This window comes from Clostridium sp. AF22-10 (genome assembly GCF_003478725.1).
Classification (GTDB): domain Bacteria; phylum Bacillota; class Clostridia; order Lachnospirales; family Lachnospiraceae; genus Otoolea; species Otoolea fessa.
Map to the genome: position 1 here is coordinate 1 of NZ_QUFZ01000035.1, position 15,564 is coordinate 15,564.

Sequence of the window (15,564 nt, forward strand, 5' to 3'; positions counted from 1 at the left end):
AAGCCGCACACAGCTGCTTTTGTGTAAACACAACGCTTCTATGGATCACTTCTTTCTAGTCCGCAGTGCAGCAGCTCGAAAAAACTTCGTTTTTCCTCGCTGTCGGGCATTCGCCCTATGAAAAAAAGAAGCCACACACAGCCGCTTTTGTGTAAACACAACGCTTCTGTGTGTGGCTTCTTTTTTTCGCACTGCTCTTTGCTTACGCAAGTTTGGACTTAGCCAGCTCTGCCAGTTTTGCGAAACCTTCTGCATCGTTGATAGCCATGTCAGAAAGGATCTTGCGGTTCATCTCAACACCAGCCTGCTTTAAGCCGTACATGAACTTGCTGTAGGACAGACCATTGATACGTGCTGCTGCGTTGATACGAGCGATCCACAGCTGTCTGAACTGTCTCTTTCTCTCTTTACGACCAGCGTAGGAGCTTGTAAGAGCTCTCATTACGGACTGCTTAGCTACACGGTACTGTTTGGAACGTGCGCCTCTGTAACCCTTTGCCAGCTTTAATACTCTATTGTGTTTCTTTTTAGCGTTTAATCCGCCTTTTACTCTTGCCATCGGTTATTTCCTCCTTCTTAATCCTCGAATCTTATAAGTACGGTAAAATCTTCTTCATTACCTTGCTGTTTGTAGCATCAGTAACGATGTCTTTTCTAAGATTTCTTTTTCTCTTTGTAGATTTCTTAGTTAAGATGTGGGATTTGTAAGCTTTATTTCTTACTAACTTTCCGGTTCCGGTTGTTTTAAAACGTTTAGCAGCTGCTCTGCTTGTTTTCATTTTAGGCATGGTGTAGTCCTCCTTAATAATAGTTATGTCCTTATATCTAGCGTTTCGCAGAAAGGAACAGTACAATACTTCTTCCTTCTACTTTTGCCGGTTTATCAACGGCTGCGATATCGGCAAGCTTCTCTGCAAAATCGTCAAGGATATACTTTGTCTTTGACATATGTGCCATCTCACGACCTCTGAAACGAAGTGTAACCTTTACTTTATTGCCTTTTTCCAGGAATTTTCTCGCATTGTTCATCTTGGTATTCAGGTCATTTTCATCGATATTCGGGGAAAGACGAACTTCCTTGATCTCGATTACCTTCTGTTTCTTCTTAGCTTCTTTTTCTTTTCTTGCAAGCTCGTATCTGTATTTACCGTAATCGATAATCTTGCAGACCGGCGGCTTTGCAGTCGGAGCAATCTTTACTAAATCCAGTTCCGCTTCTTTCGCTAACTTGTAAGCATCCTTTGCGGACATGATTCCAAGCTGCTCTCCATTTTCGCCAATCAAACGAACCTCTCTGTCTCTAATCTGTTCGTTAATCATTAACTCGCTAATAGTCGTGCACCCCCATGATATGTGATGATTTTGGTTGATTCAGTGTCAAAAAAAAAATAAGTGAACAGTACAGACCATCCACTTACTCATAATAGGAAATCCAATATAGGAAATTTCTCAAATTTATGAACCCACAGTCACTTGCTCGTGCTGAGGTGAGGTAGATAACCTGCTTTCCTGTCTTCGTGAAGTTGTTTCCTCACAACTTTTGTTAGTATACTATGGTTTCTTTGGAATGTCAACCGGTTTTTTCGAGATTTTTGAGAAGATTTTTGAGAAGATTTACAAATGATTTTTAAATATGGTTCACGCGTTGCGCGAATGACGGCAACGTACGCAAATACATTTACGGACATACTAAAAACTACCGCCGGATATCATTACCTCTGCCCGGTTTTGCTTCCTTCCTGACAGAATTTTCCATATCCGGCGGCATTTTTTATTTCGAATATTTATGCAGTCTTTCTTCTATTAAAAAAGAAAACCGCATCAGTCACCGTTTCTGGAAACTCGAACATTCCGTCTGCATAGAAACTGTCGCATTGCCTCCGGTAATTCCGATGTGTTCCGCGCTGCACCGGCGGTCTGTATTATAAACACAGTTCGTTGCCTCGCACTCTACTTCGAGACGGCTCTCCGGTGTTTTAAAAAGGTTGCGGAATGTGCCGCCTTTCTTCTCGTCGAAGCTGCCACAGCAGGTATCGCATTTATCCTGCGCCGTCTTTCCTTCTACCAGAATGGTATTTTTACAGCAGCAGTTTTCCGCATTGTGCATACATCCGGTTACACTACAATCCAGTTTTGTCATGATTTTTCCTCCTGTTTTCTGACATGCATCACCGAAAGTCTCCTCCGGCATCCAGCCGTCAAACTTTTCAGCGATACACTTTTCAATGTGTCATGGTTTTCGTTGCTGTTCACACATGTATGACCAGTAACGGGATTTTGCCGATACTTCGCATTCCAAATCGGCAAAATCTGCAACCAGAACTGTATCGTACGGAACTTTCAGTTCAGAAAATTCCTGCCTGTGAACAGTTACTGGTTTTTAGATTCAGGAGTAGTATCTGCTTCTTTTTTGGATTTATTCGTGCAAACTAAAACAAACGCATCCATGATTTTATCTCACAGATGCGTCTGCCTGATTTTTTAATTTTTCAAAATTATTTAGCTTCGTCTGCTTTCACAGTCTCACGCAGGTTTTTCTCTTCGATCTCCTTCTGGATAGACTCGATGAAGCTCTCTACACTGCTTGCGCCCTCGTCACCCGCAAAACGGCTGCGGACGGAAACGGTCTTCTCTTCTTCCTCTTTCTGTCCAACAACCAGCATGTACGGGATCTTCTGGGTCTGTGCCTCGCGGATCTTGTAGCCGATCTTCTCGGAACGTGTATCCATCTCTGCACGGATGCCAGCCTCGGTCAGCTTGTCCAGAACTTCCTTGCTGTAATCTGCGTATTTGTCAGAGATCGGAAGAATCTTTACCTGTACCGGTGCCAGCCAGGTTGGGAATGCACCTGCGAAGTGCTCGATCAGGATACCGATGAAACGCTCGATGGAACCAAATACAACACGGTGAATCATGATCGGACGATGTTTCTCGCCGTCTGCTCCGGTGTACTCTAATTCAAATCGCTGTGGAAGCTGGAAGTCAAGCTGGATGGTACCACACTGCCAGGTTCTTCCGATAGAATCTTCCAGATGGAAGTCGATCTTCGGTCCATAGAATGCGCCATCGCCCTCGTTTACCACATACGGCAGTCCCAGCTCTTCCAGAGCGGAACGCAAGCCTTCGGTTGCCATCTCCCAATCTTCATCACTTCCCATGCTGTCTTCCGGACGGGTGGACAGCTCTACGTGATATTTGAACCCAAACAGGGAATATACCTGGTTGATCAGGTGTACAACGCCCTTGATCTCGTCCTTGATCTGCTCCGGTGTCATGAAGATATGTGCATCATCCTGTGTGAAACAGCGTACACGCATCAGACCATGAAGCTGACCAGATTTCTCATGACGATGAACGATACCAAGCTCACCCATACGCAGCGGCAGATCACGGTAGGAACGTGGCTCAGAAGCGTATACTAAAACGCCGCCCGGACAGTTCATTGGTTTAATTGCGTAATCCTCTTCATCGATCACAGTTGTATACATGTTGTTTTTGTAATGATCCCAGTGTCCGGAAGTCTCCCAGAGCTTGCGATTCAGGATGATCGGAGTGGAAATCTCTACATAACCAGCTTTTTTATGGATTTCTCTCCAGTAATCAAGCAGGGTATTTTTCAGTACCATGCCCTTCGGCAGGAAGAACGGGAAACCCGGACCTGCATCGTGCATCATGAACAGGCCAAGTTCTTTGCCCAGTTTACGATGGTCACGTTTCTTTGCCTCTTCCATCATTGTGATGTATGCTTCCAGATCCTCTTTGGTTGCAAATGCGGTCGCATAGATACGGGTCAGCATTTTGTTCTTCTCGCTGCCTCTCCAGTATGCGCCTGCCAGATTCATCAGCTTAAATGCCTTACCAACACCCTTGGTGTTCATCATGTGAGGTCCTGCACATAAGTCAGTAAAATCACCCTGACGGTAGAAGCTAATCTCTGCATCCTCCGGCAGATCCTCGATTAATTCTACCTTGTACGGCTCCTCTTTCTCCTTCATGAACTCGATCGCTTCATTTCTCGGCAGAGTAAAGCGCTCCAGTGGAAGTGCTTCTTTGATGATTTTCTTCATCTCTGCTCGATCTTCGGCAGATCCTCTGCAGTCAGAGGGGTAGCCGGATCGACATCATAGTAGAAACCGTCTGCGATGGACGGTCCAATCGCAAGTTTTGTCTCCGGGTAAAGGCGTTTTACAGCCTGTGCCATTACATGGCTGGCGGTATGGCGCAGAGCTGCCAGACCTTTCTCATCCTTTGCAGTCAGGATATTTAACTGACAGTCATGGTCGATCACGGTACGGAGATCTTCTTCCTCACCGTCAACCTCACCCAGACATGCCACTCTCGCCAGGCCTTCGCTGATGTCTTTTGCAATGTCGATGATGGACATCGGGCTCGCATATTCTTTGACAGAGCCATCTTTTAATGTGATCTTCATCTTTTTTCTCCTTTTCGTTCTGAAATAATAAAAGCTTCCTGACCAGAAGAACCAAAAAAGTCCCTTAGCCAGATGTTTCTGACTAAGGGACGATAAATCGCGGTTCCACCCTTATTGAATCGATCGTTCGGATCGATTCCACTTCATTCTGATGATAACGGAATCACCGTTCCCGATTAAGGGACATTCAAAGCTGGTATTCAGATTTGTTTTCCTGTCCGACGCTTCCACCCACAGCCACCTGCCTCTGTTATTTCAGGCTTTTCCTGCGACGCCGTTCTCTGTCCAGTTCCACAATCCTACTGGTCTTCTCAACACTTTCTTTATATAGATAAACCCGTTTCTGGTTCATCATTACAGTCTCGATTATATCAGCTGTTTCTATTTTGTCAAGATATTTTTCTCTTGAGTTTTCACTACATTGACAGACCGCCTCTTTCATGGTATGATAATAAGGATCTAAATATAAGGGCCAGTACCGGTTTCGACAGGGATCATGAAGCTGGTGAAGCTATCCGCATGCGATGCGTTAAATGGCAAACTTAAAATTAAACGCTAACAACAAATTAGCATACGCTGCCTAATTTGGCAGTTGTCAGCCTTAGAGCACTCACACTTTAAGAATCTGGCATCGAATATGTGAGAAACGATGACAGGCGGGTTCCGGACTGTCAGGCGTATCAGGAACTACTGAAGTTCTGAGGATGTTCGTTTCCGCAGGATAGAGGGAATGTCAAAGAACGGACTATGATAGTAGAAGAACAGGGAATTGGTTTTTGGACACGGGTTCAACTCCCGTCTGGTCCACTAAAAAGAACTGCCGCCCAGCAAATCATTTGCTGATGCGGCAGTTCTTTTTCTTATCTATTTTTATTCTGCATCTTTTACCGATTCTGGAATATCTCAATAATCGCCTTCACGATCGCCACCAGCACATTCCACATTCGTTTTAACGGACCTTCTTCACTGCTGCCGTCTGCCTCCTGATCGGAGATATCGGTTGATTCATCATCATCGCTGATCTCATCGGTCCGCAGGACGATCTGCACGCTGTTCGGGGACGGATTTTTCGAGGAGGTAAAGGAAATTTTCTCCGCCTCCGGATCTATGTTCAGGAAGTTGTTCTCATCCTCAAACTTATCGATCTGCTCATCGAGCGTACTCTTCATGTCTTCCCCCGCTTCCCGAACCGCCGCAAGCTGATCGATCATGGTCAGGTTCTTATCAAGAATCTTCTCCATGCCCTGCAGCGTTGCCTTGGTTCCGGCATCCAGCGAATCACCTGCCGAAATCAGCGTGTCATTCAAAAGACTGAGCATATCATGTGTGGTATAAAGTGCCCTGGTCAGCCGGTTCATCAGTTCTTCAGAATCAGACAGGGAATCCAGCATCGTCGGCACATATTTATCCGTTGTGTCAATCAGGACCCGCATATCATCCAGCAAATTAATCAGTTCATCGGTCGAACTTCTGAGCGCCGATAAAGTCGAACCCGTCTTGCCAGTAATATCTCCCGCCGTCTTGAACGCACCATTCACTTTATTCACAATCGTTTTCGCAGTTTTCTGCGCCTGCTCCACTTTCTGGAAAATGCCCTTCGTCTCTTCCACCAGACTTGCAGCATCCGCAGAATAAGTAGTCGCTGACAGAGACTCCAGCGCCTCCTCTACATCATCTTCTGCATTGCCAATCTCATCTTCCCAGCTCGCATCATTGACACCGCCGCTTCCCGGCTCGCCGGACGGTCCGGCTGTCAGGGCTCCCGCAGAAACCTCGGTTCCAAATGCATTCACCGCTGCATCCTGACCCGAGGAGTTGTCTTCCGAAGCGGAACCCGAATTCTTAGCAGAATCCGTCTCTGCCTTGTCTGCCGTCGAAGCAGGATTCTTCTCTTCCGTCTTTGTCGCTGATTCAGCCGCTTTTTCCGCCTGGTTACCAGCTGCACCAGACGCTGAGCCTGCACCCGCTGCTTCCTGTTCAGCCGAATCTTTACTTTCTGTTCCTGCTAAGCCAGAGGCCGAAGTGCCTGCTGCCATTTCCGCGTCATCCGTGGTATTTGCAGAACCCGTAGTTTTTGCATGATCGGCGGCACCTGCAGAATCCGTGATATCTGCGCTGCCTGCCGCCCCCGCTGTCTGACCATTTCCGTTTCCAGATGCCGCCTCCGACGATACAGATGTCTCTTCCTTCTCCGCACTCTTCATCTTGCGGATCCGTTTCAGCTTCATGCCGTCTAACGTGGCTAAACTCTGATTCAGGCTTCCAATTCCCTGTTCTGTCACCGCCAGGGAGGTATTTCCCTGTCCCAGAAGTTTATCGAGTTCTTCCAAAATTTTCTGGACTTCCGCCGTCCGCTGGACAATATCTTTCTCGATCGCATCCTGCGTCTGCTGGCTGACAAGACCCTTATTTAATTCATCCGAAGCCGACCGGAGCGATTTGCTCAGACTTCCCAGGCGGTCATACAGGCGATCCAGTTCATCCTGCATATCTTCCATCGTATTGGAAAGCGCCTGTGTGTTGCTGTTAATATCCGTCACCGCATCGCGCGCCGTCTGTAAATACGGAATCATGACCGTCGTCTGATCCGTGACCGCCTGCAGATCGGCAAGCGCCTGTGTCGAGAGCGCCTCGATCTGTTTCCGGTTCGCACCGACGGTTCCACGCGCCTGATCGAGATTTGCCAGACCGCCCTTCACGCCGGAAACATCCGACTTCATGGATTCCATCGTCTTTAACAGCGCATTCATGCTGTCATACATCTTGTTTCCATCCTCGCGCCAGGTATCTTTCGCCTCTTTCAGATCCTTGATGCGGTTCAGCTCATCCAGGGTCCCCGGAACCATCATCATAATGACTCCGATATTCTCATAATTATCCGTGCCGACCCGGACTGTAAAATCGCCGTCCTCGCCCGGAAGCGCCGCAAACATTGCCGCCTGATAGCTTCCAACCGACTGCACCTGCGCCCCCGGCGCATCGACACTATAGCATTTCTCCATATCCACCGGCACCAACACGGTCAACACCATATTATTTTTATAATACGCCTTCGCCTTCTCATTCGGGGTCGCCTTTACATTGACCTCAACCAGACCAGACGCCCCCGCCAGTTTGGATGCATCCGCTTCCACTCCATTAAGTTTATAGGAAACGTCAAACGTCCACGGCAGATCGACGCTGTTTTTCGGCATCGTACACTGATAATAAAAACGCGAATTCTTCTCCGGCAGTTTCCATGTGACGGTTCCATCGCCAATTTCCGGCGCCGTGTCGTCCGTCATGTTGACCACCTTGTCATAGGTACCATAATCGGTATATTCGGTCAGTCCATTCGTGGTACAGCCTTTGACCACATTGATCTGCGTTGCCGTTCCATAATAGTCCAGATTGACATACATCGTTTCATCTACCTGAACTCTTGGTGCAGCCGCCCGGACAGGAACTGCCGCACTCGTTACCAGCGTAACCGCTGCCAGCGTCACCGCCGCTCCTCTTCTAATGATCTTCTTCATGGCTTCCAGCCTCCCTTTTTTCTGTCATCTTCCGTTTCCGGTCTTTTCTTTGTTCTCTCACTTTTCCGAGTAGCCGGAGCTTTCTTCTGTGTTTCTCCCGCGCCTCCGCATCGGAATCTGTTTTCTCTTGAGGACCGCCCGTCTCTGTCATTTCTGTATCTTCCAGCGCTTTCGTTTCAGCTTCGAATTGTTTTCTTTTCGACGTAACTGAATCCACCAGCGGCTTTTTCCCTTTCCACACGGCACCAGCCACGCGTCTTGCCGCCCGTTTCATACGGGCATGGCGGCGTTCACGCCGTTTTTTGAAAAACAGATGAATCCTCTCAAATTCGTTCTGCATCAGGATATGATCAAACAATACCAGAAATGCCGGCATCAGGGAGCAGACAAAAAGCATACTAATCAGAGCCCCCCGTCCAATCAAATGTCCCAGATCGCCGATCGCCGCGACACTCGATACCTTGTATACAATATATCCGGCACAGGTCAGGATCGAACCGGATGTCAGAATCGCCGGAATACTAAGATTCAGCGTCCCTATCGCCGCTTCCTTCTTATCCATCGTCTTGCGGCATTCCAGATAATTGTTCGTCGTCAGAATCGCATAATCGACGGTCGCGCCCAGCTGGATACAGCTTACGATAATGTAACCAATGAAAATCATCGTGTCTCCGACGATGTACGGTACCGCCATATTGACGAAAATCGCGACCTCAATCGGAATCATGATAAGGAGCGGAATAATCAGTGATTTAAAACTCCACATGACAACCACAAATACGCCGATCAGCGACATCACATTGACACGGCTGTAATCCTTCGTGATCGTCGTCTGGATGTCCTGTGTGGACGGTGTTGTGCCGACCAGATACGAATTTTCCGGATAATATTTCTTCATGATCGCCTGGATCTCATCCGAGCACTGGTACGCCAGCTTGCTCTCGCCCTTACTCTTAACGTAAATAAGGATTCTCGCATAATCTTTTTTATGTAACTGGCTTGTGATGCTGTACGGAAGGAAATCTTCCGGTACGCCCTCCGGGAGCTGCCCGGACAAGGACGTTACACTCTTCATGTACGGCAGGTCTTCCAGCTCATCCGTGAACTGTTTTTCCTTGATAAAAGAAGTATCCGGCACGATCGCCATCATCATATTGCTTCGTCCGAATTTTGCTGTGATCAGCTCATCATCCTCATATACCGTCGTTCCCTCGCTGGCGCCGACCGCGTCATTTCCGTAGAGAAAATCGTTCATGCTCTGCGCCGTGTACGCCGGGATCACCAGCACCGCAATCAGAATCAGCACGAGGCGGCGGCAATTATAAATGCCGTGGCTGAGCTTATCAAACGACGGCAGGAACGAACGGTGCGAAGTTTTCTCAATCATCGGTGTCATACGCAGAATCATCGCCGGCATGAAAAACACAACTGTCAGAAGACTCAGGACAATACCTTTTGCCAGCACGAGTCCCATATCAAATCCGATATTAAACTTCATAAAACACAGAACGATAAATCCGACGATCGTCGTCAGGCTGCTGGCGAAAATGGAGTTTAACGCCTCATTGATCGCGTTGCTTAACGCGGTCATCTGATCCAGTCCCTTTGCCTTTTCCCTCGCAAACGCGTGGCTTAAGAAAATCGAATAATCCATCGAGCAGGCGAGCTGCAGAACCGCCGACACACTGTTCGTCAAAAAGGATATCCGCCCGATAAACAGGTTCGTTCCTTTGTTCAGGACGATCGCCACACCCATGACCGTCAGATACAGCACCGGTTCAAACCAGGAGTTCGTCGTCACGGTCAGAATCAGGAAAATAACCACGACCGCCAGCGTCATAATCAGCTTCATCTCGCTCGAAACATTTTCCTGCAGCGATTTATTCTGAACCGCCATGCCGACGTAATGTCCCTTGTTTCCGAGAATGTCCTTGATCTCATCAATCGTCTGGGACGTCCTCTTATCCGTGTCGCCGTTTACAAAAACAATATCCATAACCGCCGTATTATCCTTGTAATACTCATCAACACTATTAAAGTTGATAAATGCGTCCGCCGCGTATACGCTGGTCGATGTATCGAGCCACATGACCTGATCGACTCCGTCCAACGCCTCTATTTTATCCTTGTAGGCTTTCGCCTCATAAAGCGAAACATCATCAATCATGATGCGCCCCGTGCCGGGGTAGCCGAATTTCTCTTCCATCAGGTCCAGTCCCTGTTTGGACTGGACGGTCGACGGCAGGTATTCCGTCAGATCATAGTTGATCTCGACAAACGGCGCCATGAGCGCTGATATCAGCACCAGAACCAGAAAGACAATCTCGATCGCCCTGCTCCGCTCAATGATGAATTTCGGCAGGGAGAAGGCTTCTTTTTCCGTCTGTTTTTCTTCTTTGCGTTTATGTAAAAATTTCAGTTTCATGCCTGCTTGCTCCTGTCATACAATGATTGCGATCCTTACCGCATCAAAATAATCATATAATAATGCTTATCGCCGACCTGCTGATGTGCAACACCCATTTCCTTATAATAAATCACCCGGTCCACGCGCTTTTTCTCGTCGCTGTCGTGATTACGCAGAAGCTTTTCTTCTGCCTGCGTCACATCATCACAGTTGATGAGGTAAATCTCTGTATGACGTCTCGCAGTGCTTTCCCCGATGGATTTGAGGTAATCATCAAGTGTGCCTTCATCCGGGATCCGGCTGCTTCCATAGCCCTTACTGCGTGCCATCGCCAGGCGGCGTTCGGCGATCTGCTGTAATTTTCCATTTAAAATAAAGCTGGCATCTTTATCGTAATCTTTTTTGTCATCGTCATAGTAATCTTCTTCCTCATCCCCGTCAAACGCGTCCGCCTTCAGCTCATTTAAGCTGTCCGCCATCGCCTGGGTATCTGCATCCAGAAATGCCAGCGTGTACGCGCCGCCGCCCGTGTTTTTCTTCTTTTTGGCGTTCGCCAGGCTGCCGTCCGCGTTGAGCGTATACTGCGTCTCATCCTTTGTGAAGGTCGTTCCCTCCATCGCGCCGCTGTCTTTCAGGAAATAGTATTTTCCGTCGATATTCTGCCAGCCGGTCGCCATCGCACCGTCCCCTTGCAGATAATACCAGGTTCCATTTTCCTGCTCCCAGCCCGTTTTCATCAAACCGTCTGCTCCGAGCAGGTACCATTTTCCGCCCATCTGCTGCCAGCCCGTCAGGTAAGAACCGTCCATTCCCACCAGATAATAACCATTCTCCACCGGCTGCCAGACACCCGCATCATCCGCAAGCACTGTCTGGGCGGCAGACGCTGAGAAAAGGAGACTTGCTCCTGCGATTCCTGCCAGCCGTACTATCTTATGTCCCAGAACCGCTTTCAGCGCCCTTTTTAACCCCGGCGCCGTCCGTTTTTCTTCCTTCTTCATCCACAAATTTCTGTCCTTCATACGCTGTCCTCACTCTTCTTTATGCTTATTGATCGGATCCATCTGTTTCCAGTTCCACTCCCCGTGCCGTTAAAAGTGCCCGGAGCATCGCCGCCAGCTCCTTTTCCGAGATCCGGCTGCTGTCAATCAGCATTTCATAACTTGCTTTATCCGCCCATGTCTTTTTTGCATAAAAATTATAATAATTTTTCCGTATTTTATCCGCTTGTTTGATCAGGTATTCAGCTTCTTTTTCATCTGTCTCGTAACGCCGCATAATCTCCTTCACGCGCGCCTCCATCGGGGCATATATAAATAGAGAAATAAGCCTTCTGTCTCCTCCAGGATCTTGTCAGCGCAGCGTCCCACGATGATGCATGGACCTTTCTTCGCATACTCCCGGATCAACTGGGACTGCACAACAAACAAGGTATCATTCATCGGCTTTCCATAACCGGTAAACGGATTGCACTTGGTCGGAACCTTAAAAAGAAAACGGTTCGCCTTCATCTCGTCCGCCTCTTCCAGTTCCTCCATCTTAAATCCGCCGCACACCGCTGCTTCCTCTATCAGATGGCGGTCATAACAGGGAATTCCCAGTTCCTTTGCCAGAGACTGCCCCAGATTATGACCGCCGCTTCCAAACTCTCTTCCGATTGTAATGACAAAATTTTTCATACCAGACTCCACCTTCGTATCTATTTCCTTTTGCTTTCGCATATGCTGCAGGTTCTCATAGCCGTTCCTTTCCCGATTGTCAGCCACTCCTGCCGTCTGTGAAACGTTCCATACAAAAGACTTCTTCGCAGTGAACAGTTACATCTAAAATAGAGCATATACAACTCATGTCTGTTTAATTGACATTTGTTCATTTTTGAACTATAATGCATTATACTAAGTTGTTCGAATGAATACAATAATCATTTTTACGTCAGTTGTATTTTAATCAACATTTCGTCACATTATGTTTGTTTTTTTGTATCTGGTGTGCCCATTTTTACTTATTTTTAACACTCCCTTCATCCACAGCCTCCGATACACAGTCATACGGCGTTTCCCTGTCTGGAAACGTTCAGAAAGGAAGTCACTATGAAAGAAGAAATACTCGACCGGCGTGTACGAAAGACGAGACGCCAGTTAAAAGAATGCTTAACCCGCCTCCTCAAAGAAAAAAAAATTCAGGATATCACGGTGCGTGAACTCGCCGAGATGGCTGACATCAACCGCGGCACCTTTTATCTTCATTATAAAGATGTCTTTGACTGATGGATCAGATCAAAAATGAACTGGTCGAGGAGGTTGAGTCTGTCCTGACGCACCATCCCGTTCCCGAACTGGTAGCGCGCCCTTCCCTCGCACTCTCAGAACTATTTCCTCTTGTACAGGAAAATGCAGAGATTGTTTCTATTTTAATAGGAGAAAACGGTGATCTGAATTTTGTCAACCGCCTGAAACGCATTGTCAGCGATAAATGTTTAAAAGGCTGGCTGGATCTCAAATGTTCCAGCGATCCGGATACGCTCGCGGCATTTTCCGCCTTTATCGTTTCCGGCTGTGTCGGTACCGTTCAGTACTGGATCGAAAGCGGCATGAAGGAATCCACAGAACAGATGGCAATCTTGACAGAGGACTTTATCTTAAAAGGCATCCGGGTGCTGGAAAATCCGGCTTGACTTTCACGAAATTCCGTGCTTTAATAAAACTGCAATTTTTAAAAATTCAGAAAGGAGAACCACATGGACAGTTGTGACAGCAACGGGCGAAGTCGTCGCGATGGGCAAAATCAAACTATGAATTCCAACCATGCGTACCAGACTGTTGGTCTGCCGCAGGGTCTTTTTGAGTGTGAATCGGGCTGTCTGGCAGCACATTTTTGCCTGCTTTAACAGGCTGGTGATTCAGTGCTGACCGTTTCCCGGTACGATTGGTTTTCATATATATTTGTCCATCGCCCTGGCGCGGGTTTGAAACTGTCATCTGCGACATTTCATCCTGTTCCCGACTGGCGGTGGATTTTTTTATCCCCGCACTGCTCGCCCTGTACGTCCCAAACGGCATTAAATAGAACGACAGAAAGCGAGGGAACCAAATATGAATCAGACTCCAGAAATGGACGAAAAGAAAACAAGCTCCCCGGAAACGGCTCCGATCGCCGCAACCGCAGAGCATAATGCTAATTTTGAAGAAAATATCCGCGCGATCATCCGCAGCGGAAAACCGGCAAGCGTGATCCGGGATGACCTCGACAATTACCATGCAAACGATATTGCCGAGGTTCTGGAAACACTGGACACTGCGACCCGGAAACGCCTCTACAATATTCTCTCTCTGGAAATGACGGCAGAGATTTTCACCTATCTCGATGAACCGGCGCCTTATCTGGATGAACTGGGGCTTGACCGGGCGGCAGCCGTTCTGGCAGAGATGGATGCCGATGAGGCGGTCGATATCCTCGAAAATTTAGATCCAGAGAAAAAAGAAGCCTGATCGCGCGCATGGATCAGGAATCTAAGGATGATATCCACCTGATCTTTTCCTACGATGAGGAACAGATCGGTAGCCGGATGACGACCAACTACATCGTCATTCCCAATAACTGTACGATCAAGCAGGCAATGCGCCATCTGATCTCCCAGGCGGAGGACAACGACAACATCGACACCATCTACGTCGAAGACGAAAATGGGCGCTATTTCGGTGCGATCGAGCTGAAAGATTTAATCACTGCCCGTGAGTACATGAAGCTGGAGGATATTATCAGTACCTCCTATCCGTATGTGTACGCGGATGAGAAATCTTCGGACTGTATGGAAGAGCTGATCGATTACAGCGAGGATTCTATCCCAGTACTCGATCGGAACCATAAGATCATCGGTGCTATCACTTACGAGGACATCGCCGAGGCGATCGACGACGAGATGGGTGATGACTACGCAAAGCTGGCAGGTCTTACTTCGGAAGAGGATCTGCACGAACCACTGTTGCAGAGTTTGAAAAAACGTCTCCCGTGGCTGGTGCTGCTGCTCTTCCTCGGCATGGGGGTTTCCTCAGTAGTCGGCATTTTCGAGCCGATCGTTGACCGTATCGCACTTCTTATCTGCTTCCAGTCGATGATCCTCGACATGGCAGGCAATGTCGGCACCCAGTCGCTGGCTGTCACCATCCGTGTCCTGATGGATGAGGACATCTCCGCGATGCAGAAGCTGGGATTTGTATTCAAGGAAATGCGAATCGGATTTTTAAATGGACTGCTGCTCGGTTCGGCTTCATTCGTCGTGATCGGCATTTTCGTTCATATTATGAAGCAGAAGAGTCTTTTCTTCTCTTTTGCACTTTCCGGCTGTGTCGGCATCTCTCTTCTGACCGCAATGGTGATCTCCAGCCTGGTCGGCGTACTGGTGCCGATGCTGTTTCACAAGCTGAAGGTTGACCCGGCAGTTGCGTCTGGTCCGCTTATCACGACGGTGAATGATCTGGTAGCGGTTGTGACTTATTATGGACTGGCGGAGATTTTGCTGGTGGATGTGTTTCATTTAGTGTAGAGAACCGGTGAAAATAGGTATTTGTGATTCGGACGCAAAACAGGACTCTTCCTTTTTAGCAACTTCTCCCTGCTTCTTATAGATAGAGTTTGCATCTACCCCGCCGCGCACGCTGGAAAGCGGATAGATGTTGGTGCCGCGTCCGATGATGCTGCCCGGGTTTAGGATAGAGCCGCAGCCTACTTCTACGTTGTCACCGAGCATGGCGCCGATTTTTTTGCGTCCGGTTTCGATCTTGCCGTCTTCGGCGTGGATTTCCACCAGGCGTTTATCAGATTTTACGTTGGAGGTGATGGAACCGGCACCCATGTGGGATTTATAGCCTAAGATGGAGTCTCCGACGTAATTATAATGCGGTACCTGTACTTTGTCGAACAGGATGACGTTTTTAAGCTCGGTAGAGTTTCCGACTACTGCACCTTCTCCGATCAGGGCGCTGCCGCGGATGAATGCACAGTGGCGCACCTCAGCGTCTTTGCCGACGATGACCGGTCCGTGCAGATAGGCGCTGTCAAATACCTTCGCTGTCTTGTGAACCCAGATGTTTTCACCACGTTTCTCATATTCTGCCGGATCCAGGCTCTTTCCCAATTCGATGATAAAATCACTGAGACCTGCCAGCGCCTCCAGCGGGTAGGTAACTGTTCAGATAATCTGAAGCCAGCGT

At 48.1% G+C, this 15,564-nt stretch carries 14 protein-coding genes, 1 other RNA gene and 2 pseudogenes; 6 read left to right on the forward strand and 11 right to left on the reverse strand.

Features of this window, described 5'->3' with window-relative positions; all coding sequences use genetic code 11:
* Positions 1–202 precede the first annotated feature (202 nt).
* From rplT to thrS, 5 genes and pseudogenes are all read right to left on the reverse strand, one after another.
* Entirely contained in the window at positions 203–559 is a 357-nt protein-coding gene (gene rplT / locus DWX91_RS15330) for a 50S ribosomal protein L20 (RefSeq protein WP_022358436.1), read from the reverse strand.
* A 31-nt stretch (positions 560–590) separates the two neighbouring features.
* A complete protein-coding gene (gene rpmI, locus DWX91_RS15335) occupies positions 591–788 on the reverse strand; it encodes a 50S ribosomal protein L35 (protein WP_022358435.1) in 198 nt (65 codons plus the stop codon).
* 37 nt (positions 789–825) lie between these two features.
* A complete protein-coding gene (infC, locus tag DWX91_RS15340) occupies positions 826–1,320 on the reverse strand; it encodes a translation initiation factor IF-3 (protein WP_107000016.1) in 495 nt (164 codons plus the stop codon).
* 505 nt (positions 1,321–1,825) lie between these two features.
* Positions 1,826–2,140: a DUF1540 domain-containing protein gene (locus DWX91_RS15345; protein ID WP_107000017.1), complete on the reverse strand. Its 315-nt coding sequence runs from the start codon at positions 2,138–2,140 to the stop codon at positions 1,826–1,828.
* 355 nt (positions 2,141–2,495) lie between these two features.
* A pseudogene (thrS, locus tag DWX91_RS15350) lies at positions 2,496–4,432 on the reverse strand (threonine--tRNA ligase).
* 469 nt (positions 4,433–4,901) lie between these two features.
* On the opposite strand from thrS, the gene ssrA reads away from it, so the two are divergent.
* Positions 4,902–5,242, forward strand: a transfer-messenger RNA (tmRNA) gene (ssrA, locus tag DWX91_RS15355).
* A gap of 74 nt (positions 5,243–5,316) precedes the next feature.
* Here the strand turns inward: ssrA and DWX91_RS15360 are convergent.
* From DWX91_RS15360 to DWX91_RS17650, 5 genes are read right to left on the reverse strand one after another with little or no spacing between them, the layout of a single operon-like run.
* Positions 5,317–7,947, reverse strand: coding sequence for a hypothetical protein (locus DWX91_RS15360; protein WP_118539613.1), 2,631 nt, complete (start codon positions 7,945–7,947; stop codon positions 5,317–5,319).
* Complete coding sequence (locus tag DWX91_RS15365; protein ID WP_118539616.1) at positions 7,931–10,372, reverse strand: efflux RND transporter permease subunit; 2,442 nt, start codon at positions 10,370–10,372, stop codon at positions 7,931–7,933. The genes DWX91_RS15360 and DWX91_RS15365 overlap by 17 nt, the downstream gene beginning before the upstream one ends.
* Positions 10,373–10,407: 35 nt before the next feature.
* A complete protein-coding gene (locus tag DWX91_RS15370; protein WP_118539618.1) occupies positions 10,408–11,376 on the reverse strand; it encodes a cell surface protein in 969 nt (322 codons plus the stop codon).
* Between the two features lie 25 nt (positions 11,377–11,401).
* Positions 11,402–11,644 carry a cytidylate kinase family protein gene (locus DWX91_RS17645; RefSeq protein WP_243099075.1) on the reverse strand — a complete coding sequence of 81 codons (243 nt, stop codon included), beginning with the start codon at positions 11,642–11,644 and terminating at the stop codon, positions 11,402–11,404.
* Complete coding sequence (locus DWX91_RS17650) at positions 11,641–12,033, reverse strand: cytidylate kinase-like family protein (RefSeq protein ID WP_243099076.1); 393 nt, start codon at positions 12,031–12,033, stop codon at positions 11,641–11,643. The genes DWX91_RS17645 and DWX91_RS17650 overlap by 4 nt, the downstream gene beginning before the upstream one ends.
* 411 nt (positions 12,034–12,444) lie before the next feature.
* Between DWX91_RS17650 and DWX91_RS17655 the strand changes: the two genes are divergently transcribed.
* The 5 genes from DWX91_RS17655 (at position 12,445) to mgtE (ending at position 14,897) form a co-directional block, all read left to right on the forward strand.
* Positions 12,445–12,621 carry a TetR/AcrR family transcriptional regulator gene (locus DWX91_RS17655; RefSeq protein WP_243022031.1) on the forward strand — a complete coding sequence of 59 codons (177 nt, stop codon included), beginning with the start codon at positions 12,445–12,447 and terminating at the stop codon, positions 12,619–12,621.
* A complete protein-coding gene (locus tag DWX91_RS15380; protein WP_243099077.1) occupies positions 12,621–13,028 on the forward strand; it encodes a TetR-like C-terminal domain-containing protein in 408 nt (135 codons plus the stop codon). Before DWX91_RS17655 ends, DWX91_RS15380 begins: the two co-directional genes overlap by 1 nt.
* Positions 13,029–13,091: 63 nt before the next feature.
* Positions 13,092–13,241 carry a hypothetical protein gene (locus DWX91_RS16805; protein WP_182435105.1) on the forward strand — a complete coding sequence of 50 codons (150 nt, stop codon included), beginning with the start codon at positions 13,092–13,094 and terminating at the stop codon, positions 13,239–13,241.
* Between the two features lie 205 nt (positions 13,242–13,446).
* Entirely contained in the window at positions 13,447–13,842 is a 396-nt protein-coding gene (locus tag DWX91_RS18285; RefSeq protein WP_412693928.1) for a hypothetical protein, read from the forward strand.
* An 8-nt stretch (positions 13,843–13,850) separates the two neighbouring features.
* Positions 13,851–14,897, forward strand: a complete 1,047-nt coding sequence (mgtE, locus tag DWX91_RS15390) for a magnesium transporter (protein ID WP_412693929.1) — start codon at positions 13,851–13,853, stop codon at positions 14,895–14,897.
* Here the strand turns inward: mgtE and DWX91_RS15395 are convergent.
* A pseudogene (locus DWX91_RS15395) lies at positions 14,889–15,551 on the reverse strand (UDP-N-acetylglucosamine pyrophosphorylase). The gene mgtE and the pseudogene DWX91_RS15395 sit on opposite strands and share 9 nt — an antisense overlap.
* Positions 15,552–15,564 lie beyond the last annotated feature (13 nt).

Coding starts and splice junctions, on each gene's coding strand:
- DWX91_RS16805 (WP_182435105.1), top strand. CDS start 13,092: ATGGACAGTTGTGACAGCAACGGGCGAAGTCGTCGCGATGGGCAAAAT.
- infC (WP_107000016.1), bottom strand. CDS start 1,320: ATGATTAACGAACAGATTAGAGACAGAGAGGTTCGTTTGATTGGCGAA.
- rpmI (WP_022358435.1), bottom strand. CDS start 788: ATGCCTAAAATGAAAACAAGCAGAGCAGCTGCTAAACGTTTTAAAACA.
- DWX91_RS18285 (WP_412693928.1), top strand. CDS start 13,447: ATGAATCAGACTCCAGAAATGGACGAAAAGAAAACAAGCTCCCCGGAA.
- mgtE (WP_412693929.1), top strand. CDS start 13,851: ATGGATCAGGAATCTAAGGATGATATCCACCTGATCTTTTCCTACGAT.
- DWX91_RS15370 (WP_118539618.1), bottom strand. CDS start 11,376: ATGAAGGACAGAAATTTGTGGATGAAGAAGGAAGAAAAACGGACGGCG.
- DWX91_RS17650 (WP_243099076.1), bottom strand. CDS start 12,033: ATGAAAAATTTTGTCATTACAATCGGAAGAGAGTTTGGAAGCGGCGGT.
- rplT (WP_022358436.1), bottom strand. CDS start 559: ATGGCAAGAGTAAAAGGCGGATTAAACGCTAAAAAGAAACACAATAGA.
- DWX91_RS15380 (WP_243099077.1), top strand. CDS start 12,621: ATGGATCAGATCAAAAATGAACTGGTCGAGGAGGTTGAGTCTGTCCTG.
- DWX91_RS17655 (WP_243022031.1), top strand. CDS start 12,445: ATGAAAGAAGAAATACTCGACCGGCGTGTACGAAAGACGAGACGCCAG.
- DWX91_RS15365 (WP_118539616.1), bottom strand. CDS start 10,372: ATGAAACTGAAATTTTTACATAAACGCAAAGAAGAAAAACAGACGGAA.
- DWX91_RS15345 (WP_107000017.1), bottom strand. CDS start 2,140: ATGACAAAACTGGATTGTAGTGTAACCGGATGTATGCACAATGCGGAA.
- DWX91_RS15360 (WP_118539613.1), bottom strand. CDS start 7,947: ATGAAGAAGATCATTAGAAGAGGAGCGGCGGTGACGCTGGCAGCGGTT.